The sequence below is a fragment of the Bacillus sp. NPDC077411 genome (assembly GCF_044543425.1).
Taxonomy (GTDB): domain Bacteria; phylum Bacillota; class Bacilli; order Bacillales; family Bacillaceae_G; genus Bacillus_A; species Bacillus_A bruguierae.
This window is the reverse complement of sequence record NZ_JBITWA010000002.1, coordinates 127215-148051: the sequence shown is the minus strand read 5'-3', so window position 1 is coordinate 148051 and position 20837 is coordinate 127215. Positions and strand designations below refer to the sequence as shown.

General features: G+C 36.0%; 21 protein-coding genes and 1 riboswitch. Of the genes, 9 read left to right on the top strand and 12 right to left on the bottom strand.

What is annotated here, in order from left to right; translation table 11 throughout:
• Nucleotides 1-22: 22 nt before the first annotated feature.
• Nucleotides 23-129, top strand: a riboswitch (SAM riboswitch).
• 64 nt (nt 130-193) lie between these two features.
• The 5 genes from mtnW (at nt 194) to ACIGHG_RS04125 (ending at nt 3892) form a co-directional block, all read left to right on the top strand.
• Nucleotides 194-1438 carry a 2,3-diketo-5-methylthiopentyl-1-phosphate enolase gene (mtnW, locus tag ACIGHG_RS04145; RefSeq protein ID WP_396547316.1) on the top strand — a complete coding sequence of 415 codons (1245 nt, stop codon included), beginning with the start codon at nt 194-196 and terminating at the stop codon, nt 1436-1438.
• Entirely contained in the window at nt 1435-2094 is a 660-nt protein-coding gene (locus ACIGHG_RS04140) for a 2-hydroxy-3-keto-5-methylthiopentenyl-1-phosphate phosphatase (protein ID WP_090914167.1), read from the top strand. Before mtnW ends, ACIGHG_RS04140 begins: the two co-directional genes overlap by 4 nt.
• Entirely contained in the window at nt 2091-2729 is a 639-nt protein-coding gene (locus ACIGHG_RS04135) for a methylthioribulose 1-phosphate dehydratase (protein ID WP_336473553.1), read from the top strand. Before ACIGHG_RS04140 ends, ACIGHG_RS04135 begins: the two co-directional genes overlap by 4 nt.
• Nucleotides 2707-3276, top strand: coding sequence for a 1,2-dihydroxy-3-keto-5-methylthiopentene dioxygenase (locus tag ACIGHG_RS04130; RefSeq protein ID WP_336473554.1), 570 nt, complete (start codon nt 2707-2709; stop codon nt 3274-3276). The genes ACIGHG_RS04135 and ACIGHG_RS04130 overlap by 23 nt, the downstream gene beginning before the upstream one ends.
• A gap of 337 nt (nt 3277-3613) precedes the next feature.
• Complete coding sequence (locus ACIGHG_RS04125) at nt 3614-3892, top strand: hypothetical protein (protein WP_090914161.1); 279 nt, start codon at nt 3614-3616, stop codon at nt 3890-3892.
• A gap of 28 nt (nt 3893-3920) precedes the next feature.
• On the opposite strand, the gene ACIGHG_RS04120 is transcribed toward ACIGHG_RS04125, so the two are convergent.
• The 4 genes from ACIGHG_RS04120 to ACIGHG_RS04105 all read right to left on the bottom strand — a co-directional run bounded on the left by ACIGHG_RS04120 (nt 3921) and on the right by ACIGHG_RS04105 (nt 7663).
• Nucleotides 3921-4253 (bottom strand): DUF3909 family protein, encoded by a 333-nt coding sequence (locus ACIGHG_RS04120; RefSeq protein WP_336473555.1) that lies wholly within the window; start codon nt 4251-4253, stop codon nt 3921-3923.
• 4 nt (nt 4254-4257) lie between these two features.
• Nucleotides 4258-5142, bottom strand: coding sequence for an NAD(P)-dependent oxidoreductase (locus tag ACIGHG_RS04115; protein ID WP_396547313.1), 885 nt, complete (start codon nt 5140-5142; stop codon nt 4258-4260).
• The gene (locus ACIGHG_RS04110; protein ID WP_396547311.1) at nt 5139-6272 is read right to left on the bottom strand and encodes a serine hydrolase domain-containing protein; all 1134 of its coding nucleotides are present in this window, start codon (nt 6270-6272) and stop codon (nt 5139-5141) included. Before ACIGHG_RS04110 ends, ACIGHG_RS04115 begins: the two co-directional genes overlap by 4 nt.
• Nucleotides 6273-6370: 98 nt before the next feature.
• The gene (locus ACIGHG_RS04105) at nt 6371-7663 is read right to left on the bottom strand and encodes a GGDEF domain-containing protein (protein WP_336473562.1); all 1293 of its coding nucleotides are present in this window, start codon (nt 7661-7663) and stop codon (nt 6371-6373) included.
• 299 nt (nt 7664-7962) lie between these two features.
• Here ACIGHG_RS04105 and ACIGHG_RS04100 point away from each other — a divergent pair, with 299 nt between their 5' ends.
• The 3 genes from ACIGHG_RS04100 (at nt 7963) to ACIGHG_RS04090 (ending at nt 9720) form a co-directional block, all read left to right on the top strand.
• A complete protein-coding gene (locus ACIGHG_RS04100; RefSeq protein WP_336473558.1) occupies nt 7963-8580 on the top strand; it encodes a nitroreductase family protein in 618 nt (205 codons plus the stop codon).
• 386 nt (nt 8581-8966) lie between these two features.
• On the top strand, nt 8967-9185 hold the full coding sequence (locus tag ACIGHG_RS04095; protein ID WP_090914149.1) for a hypothetical protein: 219 nt from the start codon (nt 8967-8969) through the stop codon (nt 9183-9185).
• A gap of 223 nt (nt 9186-9408) precedes the next feature.
• A complete protein-coding gene (locus ACIGHG_RS04090; RefSeq protein WP_336473559.1) occupies nt 9409-9720 on the top strand; it encodes a DUF3915 family protein in 312 nt (103 codons plus the stop codon).
• Between the two features lie 667 nt (nt 9721-10387).
• Here ACIGHG_RS04090 and ptsP read toward each other — a convergent pair.
• From ptsP to glcT, 4 genes are all read right to left on the bottom strand, one after another.
• On the bottom strand, nt 10388-12100 hold the full coding sequence (gene ptsP, locus ACIGHG_RS04085) for a phosphoenolpyruvate--protein phosphotransferase (protein ID WP_396547308.1): 1713 nt from the start codon (nt 12098-12100) through the stop codon (nt 10388-10390).
• Entirely contained in the window at nt 12100-12363 is a 264-nt protein-coding gene (ptsH, locus tag ACIGHG_RS04080; protein WP_020059386.1) for a phosphocarrier protein HPr, read from the bottom strand. The genes ptsP and ptsH overlap by 1 nt, the downstream gene beginning before the upstream one ends.
• Nucleotides 12364-12500: 137 nt before the next feature.
• Complete coding sequence (ptsG, locus tag ACIGHG_RS04075) at nt 12501-14561, bottom strand: glucose-specific PTS transporter subunit IIBC (RefSeq protein WP_396547305.1); 2061 nt, start codon at nt 14559-14561, stop codon at nt 12501-12503.
• Nucleotides 14562-14885: 324 nt separating this feature from the next.
• The gene (glcT, locus tag ACIGHG_RS04070; protein WP_090914141.1) at nt 14886-15734 is read right to left on the bottom strand and encodes a glucose PTS transporter transcription antiterminator GlcT; all 849 of its coding nucleotides are present in this window, start codon (nt 15732-15734) and stop codon (nt 14886-14888) included.
• 164 nt (nt 15735-15898) lie between these two features.
• Here glcT and ACIGHG_RS04065 point away from each other — a divergent pair, with 164 nt between their 5' ends.
• Entirely contained in the window at nt 15899-16714 is an 816-nt protein-coding gene (locus ACIGHG_RS04065) for an HAD family hydrolase (RefSeq protein ID WP_090914139.1), read from the top strand.
• 186 nt (nt 16715-16900) lie between these two features.
• Here the strand turns inward: ACIGHG_RS04065 and phnF are convergent, their stop codons facing one another.
• From phnF to ACIGHG_RS04045, 4 genes are all read right to left on the bottom strand, one after another.
• Nucleotides 16901-17632 (bottom strand): phosphonate metabolism transcriptional regulator PhnF, encoded by a 732-nt coding sequence (gene phnF, locus ACIGHG_RS04060; protein ID WP_090914137.1) that lies wholly within the window; start codon nt 17630-17632, stop codon nt 16901-16903.
• A complete protein-coding gene (locus ACIGHG_RS04055) occupies nt 17562-18350 on the bottom strand; it encodes a glucosamine-6-phosphate deaminase (RefSeq protein ID WP_336471389.1) in 789 nt (262 codons plus the stop codon). The genes phnF and ACIGHG_RS04055 overlap by 71 nt, the downstream gene beginning before the upstream one ends.
• On the bottom strand, nt 18351-19493 hold the full coding sequence (nagA, locus tag ACIGHG_RS04050; RefSeq protein WP_396547302.1) for an N-acetylglucosamine-6-phosphate deacetylase: 1143 nt from the start codon (nt 19491-19493) through the stop codon (nt 18351-18353).
• Between the two features lie 375 nt (nt 19494-19868).
• Complete coding sequence (locus ACIGHG_RS04045) at nt 19869-20771, bottom strand: ComEC/Rec2 family competence protein (protein ID WP_396547300.1); 903 nt, start codon at nt 20769-20771, stop codon at nt 19869-19871.
• Between the last annotated feature and the right edge of the window lie 66 nt (nt 20772-20837).

Below are 20837 nucleotides of genomic sequence, written 5' to 3'. Positions count from 1 at the left end.
AATTTTAAACATTTCCAAATACTTCTTATCAAGAGCTGGTGGAGGGACGAGCCCGATGAAACCCGGCAACCGATCTACTTTATGTAGGCACGGTGCTAATTCTCGCAGCATTATGCTGACAGATAAGGAGCTGGTTGTAAAAAAACCTCTCCTTAGCTGAGAGGTTTTTTTATTCAACTAGGAGGTTATGAAAATGAGCGGAATAACAGCAACATACTTCATTCATGATGATTCTCATAATTTAAGTCAAAAAGCAGAGCAAATTGCTCTCGGTTTAACAGTTGGTTCGTGGACACACTTACCCCACTTATTACAAAAACAATTAAAACGACATAAAGGTTCAGTCGTTAGCGTAGAAAAATTAGAAGATGATGAAAAAACAAACATATATCTTGATAAAAAAGTCACACGCGGATTTATTAAAATTCATTATCCGTCCGCTAACTTCAGCACCGATTTACCAGCAATTTTTACAACTGTTTTTGGAAAATTATCTTTGGACGGAGAAATTAAATTACTTGATTTAACATTTTCTGATGATATCAAAAAGAACTTTTCTGGCCCAAAATTTGGTATCGATGAAATACGAAACAATTTGAATGTTCACAATCGCCCTCTTCTCATGAGTATTTTCAAAGGAATGATCGGTCGGAATATCGGTTATTTAAAAACACAACTTCGCGATCAAGCAAGAGGCGGTGTTGACATTGTAAAAGATGATGAAATTTTATTTGATAATCCGTTAACACCACTATCAGAACGCATTCACGCTGGAAAAGAAGTTTTGCAATCTGTTTATGAAACATACGGTCATAAAACGTTATATGCCGTTAATCTCTCAGGACGGACTTATGATTTAAAGGAAAAGGCAAAACAAGCCGCTTCTGCTGGAGCTGATTTATTACTTTTCAACGTATTCGCATATGGACTTGATGTGTTGCAAGCATTAGCGGAAGATGATGATATTTCTATCCCAATTATGGCACATCCAGCAGTAAGCGGAACTTACATAGCATCTAAATTATATGGATTTTCTTCTTCTCTATTACTTGGCAAGCTTCTTCGCTATGCTGGTGCAGATTTCTCACTATTTCCATCACCGTATGGAAATGTCGCTTTAAAGCAAGAAGATGCACTTTATTTAGCAAAAACACTTACAGATGAAAACGAACCATTTAAGCGAAGCTTTCCTGTTCCATCTGCTGGCATTCACCCGGGACTTGTTCCGCTCCTCATTCGTGACTTTGGTCAGCAATGTGTTATTAATGCTGGTGGCGGTATTCACGGACACCCCTCTGGTGCACTGGGAGGCGGAAAAGCATTTCGCTCAGCTATCAATGCAGCGCTAACAAACACGCCGCTTCATGAGGTTGATGATTCTTATTTACAAGCCGCTTTACGTTTATGGGGCGATCCATCTAAAGAGGTGAAAGCATGAGCATTCAAATTTTTTGTGACTTCGATGGCACAATTACAAATAACGATAATATTGTTGCCATTATGCAAAAGTTTGCCCCACCAGAAGCTGAAACCATTAAACAACAAATTTTATCACAAGAACTTTCTATTCAAGAAGGTGTAGGAAAACTTTTTTCTCTATTACCCACAAGTTTACAAGATAAAATTACAGATTTTATAAAAGAAACCGCAGACATTCGTACCGGCTTTACAGAATTTGTACAGTTTTTGCGAGAAAACAATATCTCACTTTATATCATTTCTGGAGGAATGGACTTTTTTGTTTACCCTCTTCTCGAAGGACTTGTTGATTTTGAACAAATTTACTGTAATACAACTGATTTTTCCAATGAAACAATTCGAGTAAATTGGCCGCATTCGTGCGATGAACATTGTGAAAATGAATGTGGTCTTTGTAAATCGGCACTTATTCGTAATTTAAGTTCACAAAGCGATTTTAAAATTGTAATCGGTGATTCTATTACAGATTTGCAGGCAGCAAAACTTGCTGACAAAGTGTTTGCTCGTGACTTTTTGATTACAAAATGTATAGAACATAACATTTCTTATATACCATTTGAAACATTTCATGATATACAAAACGAAATAGAGAAATTGTTAGGGGTGATGAAGTGAAACAACTCTTTCATCAATGGCAGGAACTGAGTGAACTGAAAAAAGAATTAACCGACCGAAACTGGTTTCCAGCAACAAGCGGTAATATTTCAATAAAAGTGAGTGATAACCCTCTTACCTTTCTCATTACAGCAAGCGGAAGAGATAAAACAAAAACAACGCCGGACGACTTTTTGTTAGTTGATCAAAACGGCAATCCTGTTTTAGAAACTGATTTACGCCCTTCAGCCGAAACATTGCTGCACACTCACATTTATAACCTTACAAAGGCTGCATGTGTCTTGCACATTCATACAACCGATAATAATGTCATTACAAATATATATGATAAAAAGGTTGTACTCTGTAATCAAGAAATTATTAAAGCACTTAACATTTGGGAAGAAGGAGCTTCTATTCAAATTCCCATTATCGAAAATTATGCGCATATTCCCACTTTAGGTAAGGAATTCCGTAAGCATATTCATAAAGATGAAGGAGCTGTTTTAATTCGAAATCACGGTATTACCGTATGGGGAAAAGATCGCTTTGATGCAAAAAAAAGATTAGAAGCATACGAGTTTCTCTTCCAGTTCCATATTAAACTTTTATCAATTAAAGGAGGCGTTCAACATGGCGCAAATTCGTATTCATGAAATTAACACACGTATTGAAAAAGAAATAGACGTACAACAGTTTTTACAAAATGAAGATGTTTTGTATGAAAAATGGAATATTACAAAACTTCCTGTTTATTTACAAGAAAACTATGTATTAACTGATGAAAATAAGAACGAAATTTTAGAAGTGTTTGCTCTAGAAATTACTGATATTTCTAAGCGCCGTGGATATCAAGCAAACGATGTTATTTCACTTTCTAGTGCAACACCTAATCTAGATGAATTGTTAGTAAACTTTAAACAAGAACACCATCATACTGATGATGAAGTTCGCTTTATCGTTAGCGGACATGGCATTTTTACCATCCAAGGAAAAAATGGCCGGTTCTTTGATGTTGAACTTAAACCAGGAGATTTAATTTCGGTACCTAAAAATACGAGACATTATTTTTCCCTTCAAAACGACCGTCAAGTTGTGGCAATACGTATTTTTGTAACAACTGAAGGTTGGGTTCCTATTTATCCCGCATTAACGGGCAGTAAGACCCCCACCTCTAGATTGGGAGAGAAGCAAAGAAGATAGGTGGGGGTATAACTGCCCATAAAAGCCCGATTGGTTCAACTAACCATCAGTGGGGGATGAAAAAAACCCCCACTGATGGAAGTTTCACTTTATTAAGGTAGCATGTTGAATAAAGGGAATTGGTTCCCCTTTTCCTTTCCTTTATTCACTCTACATATATACATCCTCCTATGGGCAGGTTTATCTCCTTTTATGAGATAAACCTTCTTTTTGTTGAATATTTTTTTACAATTTTATGAACATTTTATGAATTTTTTCTGAAAATTCTGTTTAAACTATGTTATAATACAAATAATAGAAAAACAGAACGAAATTGTAAAAAGGAGGAAGGGAATACATGGAGTTAATTTTAGCAATTCTTTTTGGTGTCGTTTGCGGGTCTATACCTGCTGTTGTGGGTGCTATTATGGATGAGTTAGAAATTGGTATGATTGGCTTCGTCGCATCTACTGTAAGCGCTTTATTTTTCAGTTTATATGGTGCAATTCCTGTTGGTATACTGTTTGCATTATATATATTACGTCACGCTCGCACAAAACGATTTACTCGAAACAGAATGGCTGAAGTAATTCCCTTTCCAATTGAAAAAGCACGCCGAGCAACAAGCCTTTCCTAAATAAAAAAGTCCTCATATGAGGACTTTTTTATTTATTCTCTTTTAAAAATTGAAACAACTCCTGTAAATGAAGTGCATCGTCTCCGTAGCTAACCGAAACATAAAATTTTCCGTCTACTTCTGCATTCATATATAAATCAATGAGATTACGCTCATACTTTAGCGCTAAATAGAATTCCATTTCTTCTAGCATTTCTTTCGTTGTTCGAATAACATAACGACCTGTTGCATCTCTGCCATATTCAAATACCGGTTCAAAGTTATACTTCTTTTTAAACGCAGCCATTTGCTTATCATTAATGACAATCGTTTCTGTACACTGTACTGTGCGAATGATATTATCGAATTTTTCTAAACTCATACAATCACTCCTTTATGTACTGTTTATACAATGCTTGTGTTCCGCTATTTTCTTCACCATCTTGCATTAATTGCTCATATAATTCCCTTGCAAGAGTTAGGCCAGGTGCAGATAATCCAAGCTCTTCTGCTTCTTCTAAAGCAATGTTCATATCTTTCATAAAGTGTTTCACGTAAAATCCTGGTTCAAAATCACCTTGTAACATACGAGGTGCTAAATTACTTAATGACCAGCTGCCTGCTGCACCAGTAGAAATACTTTGTAACACTTTTTCTGGATCTAATCCCGCCTTTTTTGCATAAGCAAGTGCTTCACATACACCAAGCATATTAGATGCAATAGCAATTTGATTGCACATTTTTGTATGCTGACCGCTACCTGCTTTTCCTTGCAACATAATATTTTTACCTAACAGTTCGAATAATGGTAAACATGCTTTATATACTTCTTCGTCTCCACCAATCATGATTGCAAGACGCCCTTCTTTTGCTCCAATATCTCCGCCCGATACAGGGGCATCTAATACATAAATCCCCTTATTCTTTCCTTCTTCGTAAATACGTTTCGCCAAAGTTGGTGTTGATGTTGTAAAGTCGATCGTAATCGTTCCTTGTTTTGCGTGAGTAAGAATTCCATTTGCACCTAAGTATACTTCCTCTACATCATGCGGATATCCAACCATAGTCATTACGACATCTACTGTTTTTGCAATTTCCTTTGGAGAATCACACCAATGTGCACCTTCTTCAATTAAATCTGCTGTTTTTTCTTTTGTACGATTATATACGTACACCATATAACCTGCCTTTAGTAAATGACGCACCATACTCTTTCCCATAACACCAGTACCAACAAAACCAATGGAAGTTGGTGGTAATAACTGCTTCATCTTCTCATCTCCTCTTTTTCTAATAAATCACTTACAAGTTTGCGAAATTCAGTATTAAACTCATCATTAATTCCATTTTGCACATTTGAAAATACAATGACAAATAATTGTTTATCCCAATTAAAGTTATTAAATGTATTCCATCCCGAAAGTACGCCATGATTGTGATAATAATCTGGATATATATAAAAGCTAAATGCGTATTTTCTTTCTGGAGATGGTGTTAACATTAATTTTAAACTTTCAGGCGAAATAAGTTTACCTGCCATAATTGCTTCGTCTAGTTTTTTCATATCATTTACTGTTGTATACATCTCACCGCATCCATATAACCAATTCATGATTAAGTTCGGGGCTAATACAAGCTCATTCTCTTTCTTTTTATATCCTTTTGAAAAATTTGTATCTCCTTCCGGTGCCTCTCCCATACCTGACTCTGTCATTCCTACTGGAATAAAGATATGCTCTCTAACGTATTGTGCTATAGATTGTCCCGAGCTTTTTTCTACAATATAAGCTAGCAACATATAATTATAATCTGTATATAACCAGCCATGTCCCGGTTGAAAAGTAGTTGGTTGTTGTCCAAGCCACGTTACTAAATTAAGTCGAGATGCCGCATTAACTTTCCCTTTCCCGTGTTCAGGAAGTCCTGATGTATGCGTTAATAAATGATATAATGTAATATTTTTATTAGCAGGAAAAGACGGAATATACGTATGCACATTGTCCTGTATATTTAACTTTCCTTGTTCTTGCAACTGTAAAATCGACACAGCAATTGTCGTTTTTGTAATAGAACCAATCCGATATTTTGTTTGCGATGTATTTTCAATTTGTTTTTGTACATCCGCATAGCCATACCCTTTATCTAATATTGTTCGACCTTTATCTGAAACAAGGACTGATCCATTAAATTGTTTATCTTTTAGATACTGATCTAATTTTTGGGTAACAGCAGTATAATCAATTTCTTTTTCTTCTTCTTTTTCTTTTTCTTTCGTTGTATTAGCAGGGGCAGTTGTTTTTATTGATTGAGCTTCTTTTTTAGCAGGTACTTTAAAAAAGAAATAGCTCCCCACTAATAAAATAGAAAGTAAAAAAATAATTATACTCCATAACGTCTTCATTTCTAAAAATCCTCCATCGCATCTTAAATATTAACTCTCCCCCCCTTTTCCATTATCCGTCAATAAAAAAAAATCGCAACAATTTGTTGCGAAAAATATTACATTTTTTCTTTTCGATATAAACACACTTGATTTTTCCCCTTCTTCTTCGCTTCATATAGTGCAACATCTGCTCGATGCATTAACATTTCTTTTGTAATTCCATTTTCAAATGCAGCAACACCGAAGCTTGCCGTGATCTTTGAAATTCCAGAAAATTTTTTCGTTTCAATAAAAAATCGGAGTGCTTCTGCAATTTGAAATGCTTCTTTTTCTGTTGTTTGAGATAAAAAAATAATAAATTCCTCTCCACCCCACCGTGCAAAAACATGATGCGTCTGTAATTTTGCTGTTACAAGTTCCGCCAATTGTACCAATGCTAAATCTCCAAAATCATGACCATATGTGTCATTTACTTTTTTGAAATCATCTAAATCAAATAAAACAAGAGCAAACGATTGATTCATTCGTATAGCAGTTTCCCAACCTTCTGAAAATAGTCTTTGAAACTTCATCCTATTATAAACATTTGTCAGGGAATCAATTGTTGCTAAACGCTCCTGCTCTTTATATTCTTCTTCTAGTTCTGTAATCTCTGTACATGTAGCGATCAATCTCGATATATCATTAGGCATTGGAGCAATGCGTAACAAGAATACACTCGCTTCTCCAATCTCATTATACATTTTAATTTTTCTCGATTGTGTTAAGCAATCATCAATCCACATTGTATTATTTTCCGCGATATAATACCCACTCTCCTGCGCAAAATGTTCTGCAAATGTCATATGGTTCTCATGATATGACATAAGATCTTCGTATCCGAAAAAACGTAAAAAATTCGTATTGCAATCTATAATTTCATCATCTTCTACAATAAACAATAAATCATTCTGAAAATCAAATATCATTTGAAGTAATTCTTGCTGTAATATGACTTGTTTTACTAATGACAACTCATATACACTCTTTTGCACTTCAGCAAGTACAGATTGCGGTGTAATTGGTGGTAAGACGATGTTTCGTACACCAAGCTTAATTAAGTCAACAAATTGATATGTCACTTCTTCACTCCATACAATGATAAACGAAATACCTGAAGTGAATAGTTCTTTCACAAAATCAACCTGAGAAGCTTTAGAAATGTATATAATCACGATTTGTGGCTGAACTTTTTCAAACAATATTTTCCCTTCTTCAAAACTATGTGCCAAAAACAAGCACTTTGGCTTTACCATTGCAACTGTATGCCTCTCGTTATGACCATCTTCAATATACAAAACATTCATATCGAGATCCTGTAATACATTTTGAAAAACTGTATGTTCCAATAAAAAATGTAGAATGTTCACCATTAGGCTTTCACTCACTTCATTTATCCCATTCTTACAAACTTAAAAGAACTTGATTTGTTCAACAAACTATCACATGGTAGCTTCAATTGAAGCTCCGTATCATCTTTTATTGTATGTCAACAATAAATAAGACGTCTGTGCGAATATCTTCTTTTTTCTATATCTTTTTCAAAAGACTTGACAATAGAAATGTATATATTATATTCTTTTACAGTACTAACTTACAAAATGTAAGTAAAGAACGTTATTACATTTAAAATCATTTACAAATAGAAACAAAGCTTGGAGGAACTATAATGACAAAGCAAGATTTCTTTACTGTTTTATACGAACGTACATCTAATCGTGCTTTCAACTCTGAAAAAGAAATTTCACAAGAGGAACTATATGATATTTTAAAAGCTGCTGGCCAAGCACCATCAGCATGGAATCTACAACATTGGAAATTCCTTGTATTCCAAGGAGAAGCTGCGCAGCGTCGTTTACATCCAATCGCATATAATCAACAACAAATTCTGGATGCCTCTGCAGTTGTTGCTATATTAGGCGACCTAGAAGCATATAAAAATGTTGATTCTGTATACAACCCACTTGTAGAACAAGGACTTATGCAAGAAGAAGCAAAAAATCGTTTAGCCCAAAATATTGAAAGTGCATATCAACGTGAACAATATCCGCGTGATGCAGCGTTCTCAAATGCATCTTTAGCAGCAATGCAACTTATGCTTGCAGCAAAAGCAACTGGTTGGGATACATGTGCAATCGGAGGATTTAACCCACAGGCGTTAATGGAAGAGTTTAACATTTCTTCTCGTTACATCCCAATCATGTTAATTACAATTGGTGAATCTACATTAGAAGGGCACCCAGCACCACGCATGAGCGTAGAACAAGTAACAGAATGGGCAAAATAAAGTGAAACTTTAATCAGTGGAGGTTTTCTTCATCCCCCACTGATTATTAGCCCTCACCAATCGGGATTTTACGGGCAGTTTATCTCCCACCGAACATTCTAGCCACTGGAGCTGGACGATGCTTCCGCTGAATTTTGAGGTGGGAGTCTTACTGCCCACGAATAGCGGGATAAAGTGAACCCTCCATCAATGGAGGGTTTTTTCATGCCCCACTAATGGAAAGCTCTCACCAATCGGGCACATTATCCTCTATCTATCTTCTTCACTTCTCTCTGAATTTTAAGTGAGAATTACTACCCAAAAATGACAGGTTGGGATCTAAAGATGCTTTTTTGTTACAATTATGATACAATAGTAACAAATTGATAACAAGTGAGGGATTTTCGTTGAATTTATATGGAAGCTTTATCGCTATATTGTGCTACATAGTCACAGTACTGCTTCTGTACTTCGTTGGGGATATGACAAATATTGCGATGCTACAGTTTTCAAAAGAAACAACGCTTCAATCAGAAATTAGTCAGTATACCCCTCGCTCCTTTGCACCATTACTGTTAGCACTTCCTGTATATATCATTGTTTTATATAAAAGCAAAAAAATATAAAGATTGCCTTTAAAAAAGGGGCAGTCTTTTTTATTTCCATATCAGCTTTTGTCCAAACTCTCATTTCTCTCTTCTCATATGTTATAAGAAGAATAACAACATTCTACCTAAAACATTTATTCCTTTCCTAAAAATTAGGAAAAAATCTAAAAAAATTCTTCACTACGTCCAAGCAAAGCATGTACCTAGAGCATATCTTATTAATGTGAAGGGGGTGAGAATTATGTTCGGATGTTTTGGATTTGATGGCTGTAACTGCGATAGACGTGATCACCATATAAAGCGCGATCACAACATAAAACACGATCACCACATGAAACACGATGATGATCATAGAAATCGTTTATGTAATGTTCTTAGAAATCTTTCAATCGGTACTCAAATCGCTCTATTAACAATTAGAGATAACGGTACTTTTAATAACGTTGTATTTGAGGGCTTCTCAAATGGCGTAGCACTTTTCTCAGGTGGCAATATACCAGGATCTGGTTTATTACGTGTTTGCCCAAATGACGTTGTAGCTATCGTTTTCTAATAAGAATCAGTACTTCCCAGGAAAGCAATAGCTTTCCTGGTTTTATTTATGTACTACTCACAAATATGAAAAGTTAATTAACTCGAAAACAATTAGATATATACAAGTAAAAAATCGACATAAAAATCCTCTTTCTTTTTAGACGGACGAGAGCATCTGGCCATGCATAGAAGCGGTCAGGGCCTTTTTTTGCCACATGCAGGGTTTAAAACAAAAGGAGAAAGCGAGTAGCGGTCATGTTGTATTCTGCAGAGCAGTGACTTATAAAGAAAAGCGGAAGATGCGAAGCCACCGACTGTTCTAGCCGCTGGAGCTGGATCATAAAGAAAAGCGGAAGCGGCTCGCTCAGAACAAGAGGGGGATGGAGCTTCTGACATAGAGGCGCTTTTTGCCTCGGCGGAAGATGCGAAGCCACCGACTGTTCTAGCCGCTGGAGCTGGATTATAAAGAAAAGTGAAAGCGGCTCGCTCAGAACAAGAGGAAGCAGAGCTATACAAAGATATCGAAAAAATAAAGTGAAACTTCCATCAGTGGAGGTTTTCTTCATCATCTCCCACTGATGGTTAGTTGAACCAATCGGGGTCTTACTGCCCTAAAGTAGCGGGATAAAAAATGAATTGTATGAAAAAACCTGGGACCGATTTCAAATCAGTCCCAGGTTTTTTCATTAAATACTTTTTACAAGTTCTACTACTTCTTCAGCAGTTGACATGTTTAAAGCTTTTTGTGCTAATTCTTCCATTTGTACTTTTGAAAGCTTGCGAATTTGTGTTCTCGCTGGAAGAATAGATGTTGCACTCATACTAAATTCATCTAAGCCTAATCCAACTAACAACGGAATTGCTAGGGCATCTCCTGCCATCTCGCCGCACATACCAGCCCATTTTCCTTCTTTATGAGCTGCATCAATAACCATTTTTACAAGACGTAAAATCGCTGGATTATATGGTTGATATAGGTAAGATACGCGTTCATTCATGCGATCCGCTGCCATTGTGTATTGAATTAAGTCGTTCGTTCCGATAGAGAAGAAATCTACTTCTTTTGCAAATTGATCAGCTAATACCGCAGAAGCAGGAATTTCAACCATCATACCTACTTCAATAGCGTCTGAAACAGCTATACCAGCTTGAACAAGTTTCTCTTTCTCCTCTAATAAAATTACTTTTGCTTGACGGAATTCATCAAGAGTTGCAATCATCGGGAACATAATTTTTAAATTACCGTATACACTTGCGCGAAGTAAAGCACGAAGTTGTGTACGGAAAATATCCTGTTCTTCTAAGCATAAGCGAATTGCGCGGTAGCCTAAGAACGGGTTCATTTCTTTTGGTAAATGTAAGTATGGAAGCTCTTTATCGCCACCAATGTCAAGTGTACGAACAACAACTGGCTGACCTTCTCCTACACCTTCAAGAACAGCTTTGTATGCTTCAAATTGTTCTTCTTCTGTTGGAAGGTTATCACGGCCCATGTACAAGAATTCTGTACGATATAAACCAACACCTTCACCACCGTTGTCGATCACACCTTTTACATCTTTCGGTGTACCGATGTTTGCTACAAGCTCAACGTGATGATCATCTGCTGTAACTGTCGCTTCATTCTTTAATTTTGCCCATTCTGTTTTTTGCTCTTCAAATTGCGCTTTCTTTTCTTCATAAGCACGAAGAGTTTCTTCAGATGGGTTTACAATTACTTCTCCGTCTAAACCGTCGATAATTACGATATCGCCGTTTTGGATTTTCTCCATAACAACCTTTGTACCAACAACAGCCGGTATTTCCATAGAGCGAGCCATAATTGCAGAGTGAGATGTACGTCCACCAATATCAGTTGTAAAACCTTTTGCATATTCACGGTTTAACTGAGCTGTATCAGATGGTGTTAAATCTTCTGCAATGATGATCACTTCTTCAGAAATTGTACTAGGGTTTGAGAAGTTAATGCCAAGTAGATGTGCAATAACACGTTTTGTCACATCGCGAATATCTGCTGCACGTTCTTTCATATATTCATTGTCCATGCTCTCAAACATAGTAATGAACATTGATGCAACTTCATCCATCGCGAATTCAGCATTTACTTTTTCGTTTTTTACTTTATCTTTCACTGGGTTTACTAGTTCTGGATCATTTAATACTAATAAATGAGCTTCAAAAATAGCAGCTTTATCAGCACCAAGCTCAGCAAAAGCATGATTTTTAATTGCTTCTAATTCAGATTTTGATTTCTCAAGCGCAGCTTCTAAGCGTGCGATTTCTACAGCTTCATCCGAAATCGTTTTCTTTTCAATGTTAAATTCAGGATTTTCGAGACGGAATGCCTTTGCAATGGCAATACCGCTTGATGCGGCAATCCCTTTAATGTTAAGAGTCATTATTCTCCTAATCCTTCATTTTTCATAGTTTCTTCAATAGCTGCTACTGCTTGAGCTGCATCATCACCGTTTGCAGTAATTTTGATTTCTGCGCCTTGTTGAATACCTAAAGACATAACACCCATGATTGATTTTAAGTTTACAGTTTTGCCATTATACTCTAAGTTAATATCCGCACCAAATTTGCTTGCAGTGTTTACAAGTAAAGTTGCTGGACGAGCATGAATTCCTGAGTCACTAGTTACTTTAAAGATTTTTTCCATAATAATCTATCTCCTTTAAACTACAATATATTTTAAGTTGTATAGATGTGAGTATCACACCATCTATATTGTATATAATAGGCGATGAGCGGTCAACTACATCGCCTTTTATATTATCAAAATTTTGTGTCTAAATATTAGTGAATGTTAATAACGTTTGTTTCACCTTTTTTAACATTATCTTGCTTTTTGATTTCAACTTGTTGTCCTTCTTGTAAGTTTGTGAAAACAATTGGCGTAATAATAGAAGGTGCATTTTCTTTTACAAACGCTATATCTACTTTTAATAACTGTTGGCCTTGTGTTACTTTATCTCCTTGAGAAACTAGTGCTTCAAAACCTTCACCATTTAATTTTACTGTATCAATACCGAAGTGAATTAAAATTTCTTTTCCGCCTTCTGATTGAATACCGATTGCATGTTTTGTTGGGAATACGTTCACAATTTCACCATTTACAGGAGATACGACTGTTCCTTCTGTCGGTTCGATTGCAAAACCATCACCCATCATTTTTCCAGAAAATACTTGATCTGGAACTTCAGTGATTGGTAAAATTTTACCTTCAATTGGAATCGCAATTACTTCATTTGTATCTTTTTGAACAGGTGCTTCTACTTTTGCAGGTGCTTCTTTTTCAATATGCACTGCACGGCCTGCCATAATATCTTGAATTTGTGATTTTAATGTATCAGATTTTGGACCGAAGATAGCTTGAATATTGTTACCAACTTCAAGAACACCTGCTGCTCCAAGCTCTTTTAAACGATCTTTGTTTACATCCTTTTGTTCTTTTACTTGAACACGTAAACGTGTAATACAAGCATCTAAAGAAGCGATGTTTTCTTTTCCACCAAGTGCTACTAAAATCTCACCTGGAAGCTCGCCTGCTTCTACTGCTCCTGCTCCATCAGTATCAGCTACTACATCACGACCTGGTGTTTTTAAATCCCATTTGCGAATTGCAAAGCGGAATCCGAAGTAGTAAATCACTGCTAGTACAAGACCAACAATAATTACCCACCACCATGCTGTACGGTTTGGTAATACACCGAATAAAATAAAGTCAATTAAACCACCAGAGAATGTCATCCCGATTTTAACGTTTAAAATTTGCATAGTCATAAATGATAAACCAGCAAATACTGCATGGATTCCAAATAGTACAGGTGCTACGAATAAGAATGAGAACTCAATCGGTTCTGTAATACCAGTTAAGAAAGATGTTAACGCAGCAGAAGCTAAAATACCAGCTGCTATTTTTTTATTTTCTGGACGTGCTTCATGGTACATCGCTAACGCTGCTGCCGGAAGACCGAACATCATGAACGGGAATTTACCAGTTGTAAATGTACCAGCTGTTAACTCCACACCATCTTTTAATTGTGCCATGAAAATCTTTTGGTCACCGTGAATGATTTCACCTGCAGCATTTGTATACTGACCAAACTCAAACCAGAATGGTGCATAGAAAATGTGATGTAACCCAAATGGAATTAAAGAACGCTCAATTAAACCGAATATAAATGCTGCTAATGTTTTATTTGTATCAATCATGTGATGCGAGAATGAATTCAAACCGCCTTGAATTGTCGGCCAAATAAAGCACATTACAATCCCTAAAATTAAAGAGAATGTTGCTGTTGCAATTGGCACGAAACGTTTACCAGCAAAGAATCCTAAGTATGATGGTAATTCAATATTAAAGTACTTATTATAACAATATGCTGCTAATATCCCTACCAGAATACCACCAAACACTCCTGTTTGCAGTGTTGGAATGCCTAATACATTTGCATAAGATGGATCTGCAAAACCAGTTTTAATTGGATCTCCAGCTTTGCTTGTTACTTGAACTAACTTGTCTACTCCTAAGAACACACTCATCGTTTTGTTCATAATCAAATATCCAACGAATGCCGCTAACCCAGCTACTCCGTCTCCATTTGCTAACCCAATGGCAACCCCTACTGCGAATAATAGTGCAAGGTTTCCGAAAATAATGTCACCAGATTGTTCCATAATTTTTGCAACTAGAACAAACCAATCTGCTTTTAACGCAGGGATATGATTTGTTAATTGCGGATTTTGGAATGCATTACCAAATCCAAGTAAAATCCCTGCAGCCGGTAAGATTGCAACTGGTAACATAAGCGCTTTACCGACTTTTTGAAGAACACCAAAGATCTTCTTAAACATAAATATCCTTCCTCTCTTATATAATTGATACTTTCGACAAACGCCAAAAGGCATGAGGAAAAAAAGATAGAACGATAGCTATACAAGGGGTAGTATGTCCCTTTCTTTAGCTTACATTCCTAACTTTTCTCCACTCATGCCTGATCGAATCAGTAACACGTGTCAAAAATAGGTATACATAATAAGTTCACAAATTTAAGCAAACGTTTTCTTTGTGTACTGTTATTCATTTGTCGAATTTAGTAGAACTTTGTACAATTGATTATACATAACAATTGTAAGCGATTCAATAACTTTTTTTAACGTTTACATTTTCGACAAAATTTAAACTTGTTCAACCTTCATTAAACGCTGTAAGTGCATCGTTAAATAAATCGTTTCTGCTTCATACACAGGCAGTTGTAATTGTTTTTGCATAACTTTTACAAGTTTCCATGCTAAATTATAGCACTCTGGAAATTCAGCTTTTAAAAGATCCGCAAAGTTTTGTGATTCTTCCACTTTCTCACCATTTTTTACCCGCTCAATTGCATATTGCAGGTGACGAACGAGACGTAAATAATGAATGCTCTCTTTGTCTAACACGAGTTGTAAATTTGTTTCAATTAAAGAAACAAGGTGAGCAATTAATTTAGAATTTTGATTAACAGAAGATAATTCAGAGTTTGTAACAGAGCTATAAATATGCAGTGCAATAAACCCGATCTCTCCTTCTGGAAGATGAATATTTAAGCGGGAATTGATTAATTCTACAACTTCTTCTGCAATTTTATATTCATTTGGATACAACACTTTTGTTTCCACTAAAAATGGATTATCCACTGTAAACCCTTGCTTTAATCTCTTTATAGCAAAAGCAATATGATCGGTTAAAGCAATATGAATATGCTCATTTAACGGTGTTTCTACTCGATCTTGAATATAAAACATGAGATCGTTCATTAATTCAATCAATTTCTCGCTCACATGCGGAACAAGAAGTTTGTATTGTTCACGCTCGCGTTCATTTGTTAATACAAACATTTTTTCAATCTGTTCTACTTGTAACATTTCTCTTGTTTTTTTCCCAAACCCAATCCCTTTTCCTATGACGACCACTTCTTCGTGTTCTGGATGGGCAGCAATAATGACATTATTATTTAAAACTTTTTTAATTTCGAGACAATTATCCATACAACACCATCCTTGCGCATAAAACGTCTACTTTCATGTTACAGAACAATCTTATTTTTCGTCAATGTCAAACATCTGCCATTTTAGAAATGTCGTTTTTTAGACATGAATGTACGAGATGCGTATAATGTAAAGGCATACATCTAGTAGAAAGGAGCCATATCATGATTAAAATGTTTATAAGCGATATCGATGGCACAATGATGCAACACGGAGGTGTAATCGCTAACCAAGATATAGATGCACTGTGTAGCCTTGCTGATCAAAATATAATTCTTTGTTTCGCATCTGGAAGGCTTGATAATGAAATTGCTGATTTAATGAACAAAGTTGACATGAAATTTCATCGCATTAGTGTGAACGGTGTATTTGTATATACACACGAAAATAAACAACTATTATCTGCAACATTCGATTCTACTATTTTACCAGAGCTGTTGTCTATAACAAATAAAGAACCATTCTTTCGTTATGTAAGTGATGAATATAATTATTACATTGAGGAAAAAACACCATTTATTCATGAACTCGAGAAGCAGGTGAAAATGACTTCCGTTGAAGAACCAAACTTGCTCGAGAAAATTGATACAACAATTTTCCCAAATAAAATTTCAGTTGGTGGTACAAAAGAAGAGTTAATTGTTCTTCAAAAGCAAATTGACGAAAATTTTAAAGGAAAGGTAAGTACTTTTATTTCTGCCGAACAATGTTTAGATGTTATGCCTCCTAACATTAGTAAAGGTTCAGCTATTTCTGTTTTATTAAAGGAATTTAATATTGGGCCTAATGAAATAGCTTGTATCGGTGATTCTTATAATGATATCCCGATGTTTGCTTTAACACCTCATAGCTTTGCGATGGCGGGTGCAGACGATGAAGTAAAGCAGCATGCATCACATATTGTTCCCTCTGTTAAAAATGCAATCGAATATGTTCTTCGTTATAATCAAGAACAAAAAAATATGACTCACTCCTTATAAGGATGAGTCATATTTTTTTCCTGCATTAACGGACAATAAAGCCCTCATCTTAAGATGGTGAGAAATCTTAAGAAGGTAGATAGAAGATAACTGTCCGTAAAAGCCCGATTCACTCAACTAGCCATGAGCGGGGATCCCCTCGCTAATGGAAGTATCACTTTATTTCACAACATAAAACTTCGCGTTTTACTTATTGCGTGAAATATTCGTAATAAACTTATAACGATCGCCTCTGTAAATACATTTTACATATTCCAGCGGCAACTCGCCTTCTGCATATGACCATTGTCTCATTACAAGCACTGGTGCTTTATTCGGAATATGAAGGTGCTCTGCCTCTTCGTCCGTTGCAATAGCCGCTTCAATAGATTGCGTAGCACGAATTAGCTTAAAGCCTAGTTTTTTTTCTAAGTGCTCATACAATGATTGTTGCAAAATTTCTTCATTAATATCTTTTACAAGAGATGGTGACAAATATGTTGTCTCAAACGCAATTGGTTCTTCATCAGCTAAGCGAATACGCCTTACCTCGTAAACCGATTCTCCCTCTTGAATTCTAAGCTTCTCTGCTATTTTAGCAGTAGCTGGAACAAGGTGAAAGCTTAATAGCACGCTACTTGGTTGCATTCCACGAGAGAGCATATCCTCTGTAAATCCTGTCATGCCTTGCAACTTTTGTTCAACCTTTGGAAGTTGCACAAAAGTACCAATTCCACGTTTTCGATGTAAATACCCTTGTTCAACTAAGTTATTAATGGCCTGTCTGATTGTCATTCGACTTACTTCAAACTTATCGCATAATTCATTTTCAGATGGAATTTTATCTCCCGGCTTCCATTCACCGTCTTCAATTAGTTGCTTCACCCACTCCTGAATCTGATAATAGATCGGAAATGGTGAATACTTGTCGATATTCATCAGCAATCGCCTCACTGCATAAAGATAGAGCTTCTTGATCTGCGATTATGGTTACATTTGGATGATGTTGTAAAACTGTAGCCGGACACCCCTCGCTTACTTTCCCTTGTAGCATTTCCTTAATCGCTTCTGCTTTTTTCACTCCAGAAGCGACAAGTAAAATTTGCTTTGCCTTCATAATGCTACCGATCCCCATTGTAATAGCATGCGTTGGCACATCTTCTTCTTTTTCGAAGAAACGACGGTTTGCTTGACGGGTAGATTCTGTTAACTTCACAATGCTAGTTACAGAATCAAATGGTGTTCCCGGCTCATTAAATCCGATGTGACCGTTTTCACCGATTCCAAGAATTTGTAAATCAACTGGATTGGCATCAATAATACTTTCATAACGCTTACATTCTTCTTGTAAATCGCCTGCCATTCCATTTGGTACATACGTTTCTTTAAACGGAAGATGGTTAAACAACTGTTCTTGCATAAAATAATGATAGCTGTTTTTGTCTTCGGGTGGTAAATTTACGTACTCATCTAAGTTTACAGTGGTTACACGGCTTGTATCAAGTTTATTTTTTCTCATTAATGCATAAACCCCTAATGGAGAGCTGCCTGTAGCCATTCCTAATACTGGATTTTCTTTTGATTTTACAAGGTGTTCAATTAATTTATAGCCCGCTTCTGCTAATTCTTCTGGAGTTTTTGCAACAACGATATTCATTTATTTCCCTTCTTTCATATGAATCCCTAATCGAACTGTATCTTGTACATATAAATCTTCAGACATAATAACAAAATCCGCATCTTTTCCTGTTTCTAAAACGCCCTTGTTTACTAATCCAAATTCCTCAGCTTGGTTAACTGATGTCATAAGAACAGCTTCTTCGATCGAGCATCCAGTAAACGCTATCACGTTACGCAATGCTTCATCCATTTTCAAAATACTTCCTGCTAATGTGCCATCTTCTAATCGTGCACTACCATCTTTTACAATAACCGGTTGTCCGCCAAGTTCATATAATCCATCTGCTAAGCCTTTTGCACGCATCGCATCCGTAATGACACTCACTTTTTTAGCGCCTTTTAATTTATATGCCAATTTCACCATATCCGGATGAATATGGATACCATCTGTAATTACTTCGACCATTACATCTGGATTTAATAACACATGACCAACTACACCTGGCTCACGGTGATGCAAACCACGCATTTGATTATAAAGGTGCGTTGCATGTATAATATTTCTCCCTATTAATTGCTCATTCGTTGCATCTGTATGTCCAATTGTACCGATGACACCCGTTTCTACGAGATATTCTTCAAATTCACGCGCACCTTCTTCTTCTGGAGCATATGTTACGAGTTTAATTAAATTTCCACTTGCTGCTTGCCATTGCTTAAATTGCTTAATATTTGCAGGGACAATATATTCAAGCGGCTGTGCACCTGCACGTTTTTTTGAAACGTACGGACCTTCTAAATGAATATATTCGAAATGCGCACCTTTTTCCTTCGCTTCCTTCGCAGCACCCAAAGCCGCTTCAATCGCTTCAGAAGACTGCGTCATTGTTGTTGGAAAGAACGTTGTAACTCCTTCTTGTAACATCTGTTTACCAAGAGTTACTAATCCGTCGCTATTTGCATCCATTGCATCAATATCGTATCCACCGTGAATATGAACATCAATCATACCTGGAATCATAATATTCCCTTTTATATCATGAACCGTTTCATTTTCTTGTGGTACATATTGAGCCATCAATCCAAGTTCTTGAATTTGATCCGTGTAACGAATAAAACCGCTTTCTAACACTTCATGACCTGTATAAATTTTGGCATTGATGACGACTTGCGTTTTCATTTTCATCGATCCTTTCCCATATAATCCCTACTTCTCTTATTACCTATCCTTATCATAATATATACACGAGTAGTTGTCTATACATTATGGATGGGTTTTTGATATAAGAAAAAAGTAATTTTGTTTTTCTTCTCTCATTATAATATAGAACTTTCATTTTATTCAAAAGGACTTTCAAAATATTTCCTCGTATAAGAAACAAAAAAGCGACTACACTTGTAGAAATACATCATATTATGTATGACTTAAATATTTTATTAAACAAATATCAAGAAATGCTCTAGAACGCTACTGTATATAAACAAATTTAACTATACTTATCATTTCAGCAGCTTTGATTTCTTTCATATGCTGCTGAAATGAATGATACATACACTATTTTAACAACGGCAAAGGTAACTGATGCTGAAAAGTAATACACTCACCATCTGTTTCAATTTCAACATCATTTTTCACGGTAGTATGTACAATCACCCCGTGCCGATATAATCGTTTCACCACACTTCGATGCGGATGGCCATACGGATTTTTTTTATCATACGAAATAATAGCAAACTGCGGTGCAACAGCCGTTATAAACTGTTCGCTCGTTGATGTATATGAACCGTGATGGCCAACTTTTAACACATCTGCATGTACATCGTACTTCTTCACAATTTCTTCCTCCGTATGTGTATCAGCATCCCCCATGAATAAAAAATCAGCCTTACCATAACGAATTTTCAATACAATAGATGACTCATTATTTTCTCGTTTTGTTTTTCCATCATTTAATACTTGAACAGAAATATGAGGATCTAAGGGAATATATTGCCCTTCCTTTACACGTAAAAATGGAACTCCTCTTTTTTTAATACTTCTTATATACGAATGATATGTAAATGAACTATATAATTTCCCACTATCTAACACAAGTGAAACCGGCATTTGTTCAATAATTGGAATTAACCCTCCGATATGGTCCATATCAGGATGTGTACCGATAACAACATCTAAGCGTTTAATTCCCTTTTTAATTAATTTATCTATAATAGGCTCCCCAGCCTCATACGGACCACCATCAATTAAAATTGTTTTCCCGTTTGGTAAGGAAATAATTGTTGCGTCACCTTGCCCAACTCTTAAAAAATTTACAGTCATCTTACCTAAATGCGTACGCTGACTTGAAAAGGAGGAAACCATATGTATAGAACCATACTGACGTATAGGAGTTGCACTATTTAAAGTTATACATAATACTGCTGAAAATAGAAAAAGAGCGATACGCACATCTTTCATACACCTTCTCCTTTTTCTATTTAGTATGACGCAGCTTTGATTTCATATACAAAAAAGCTTGGCAAA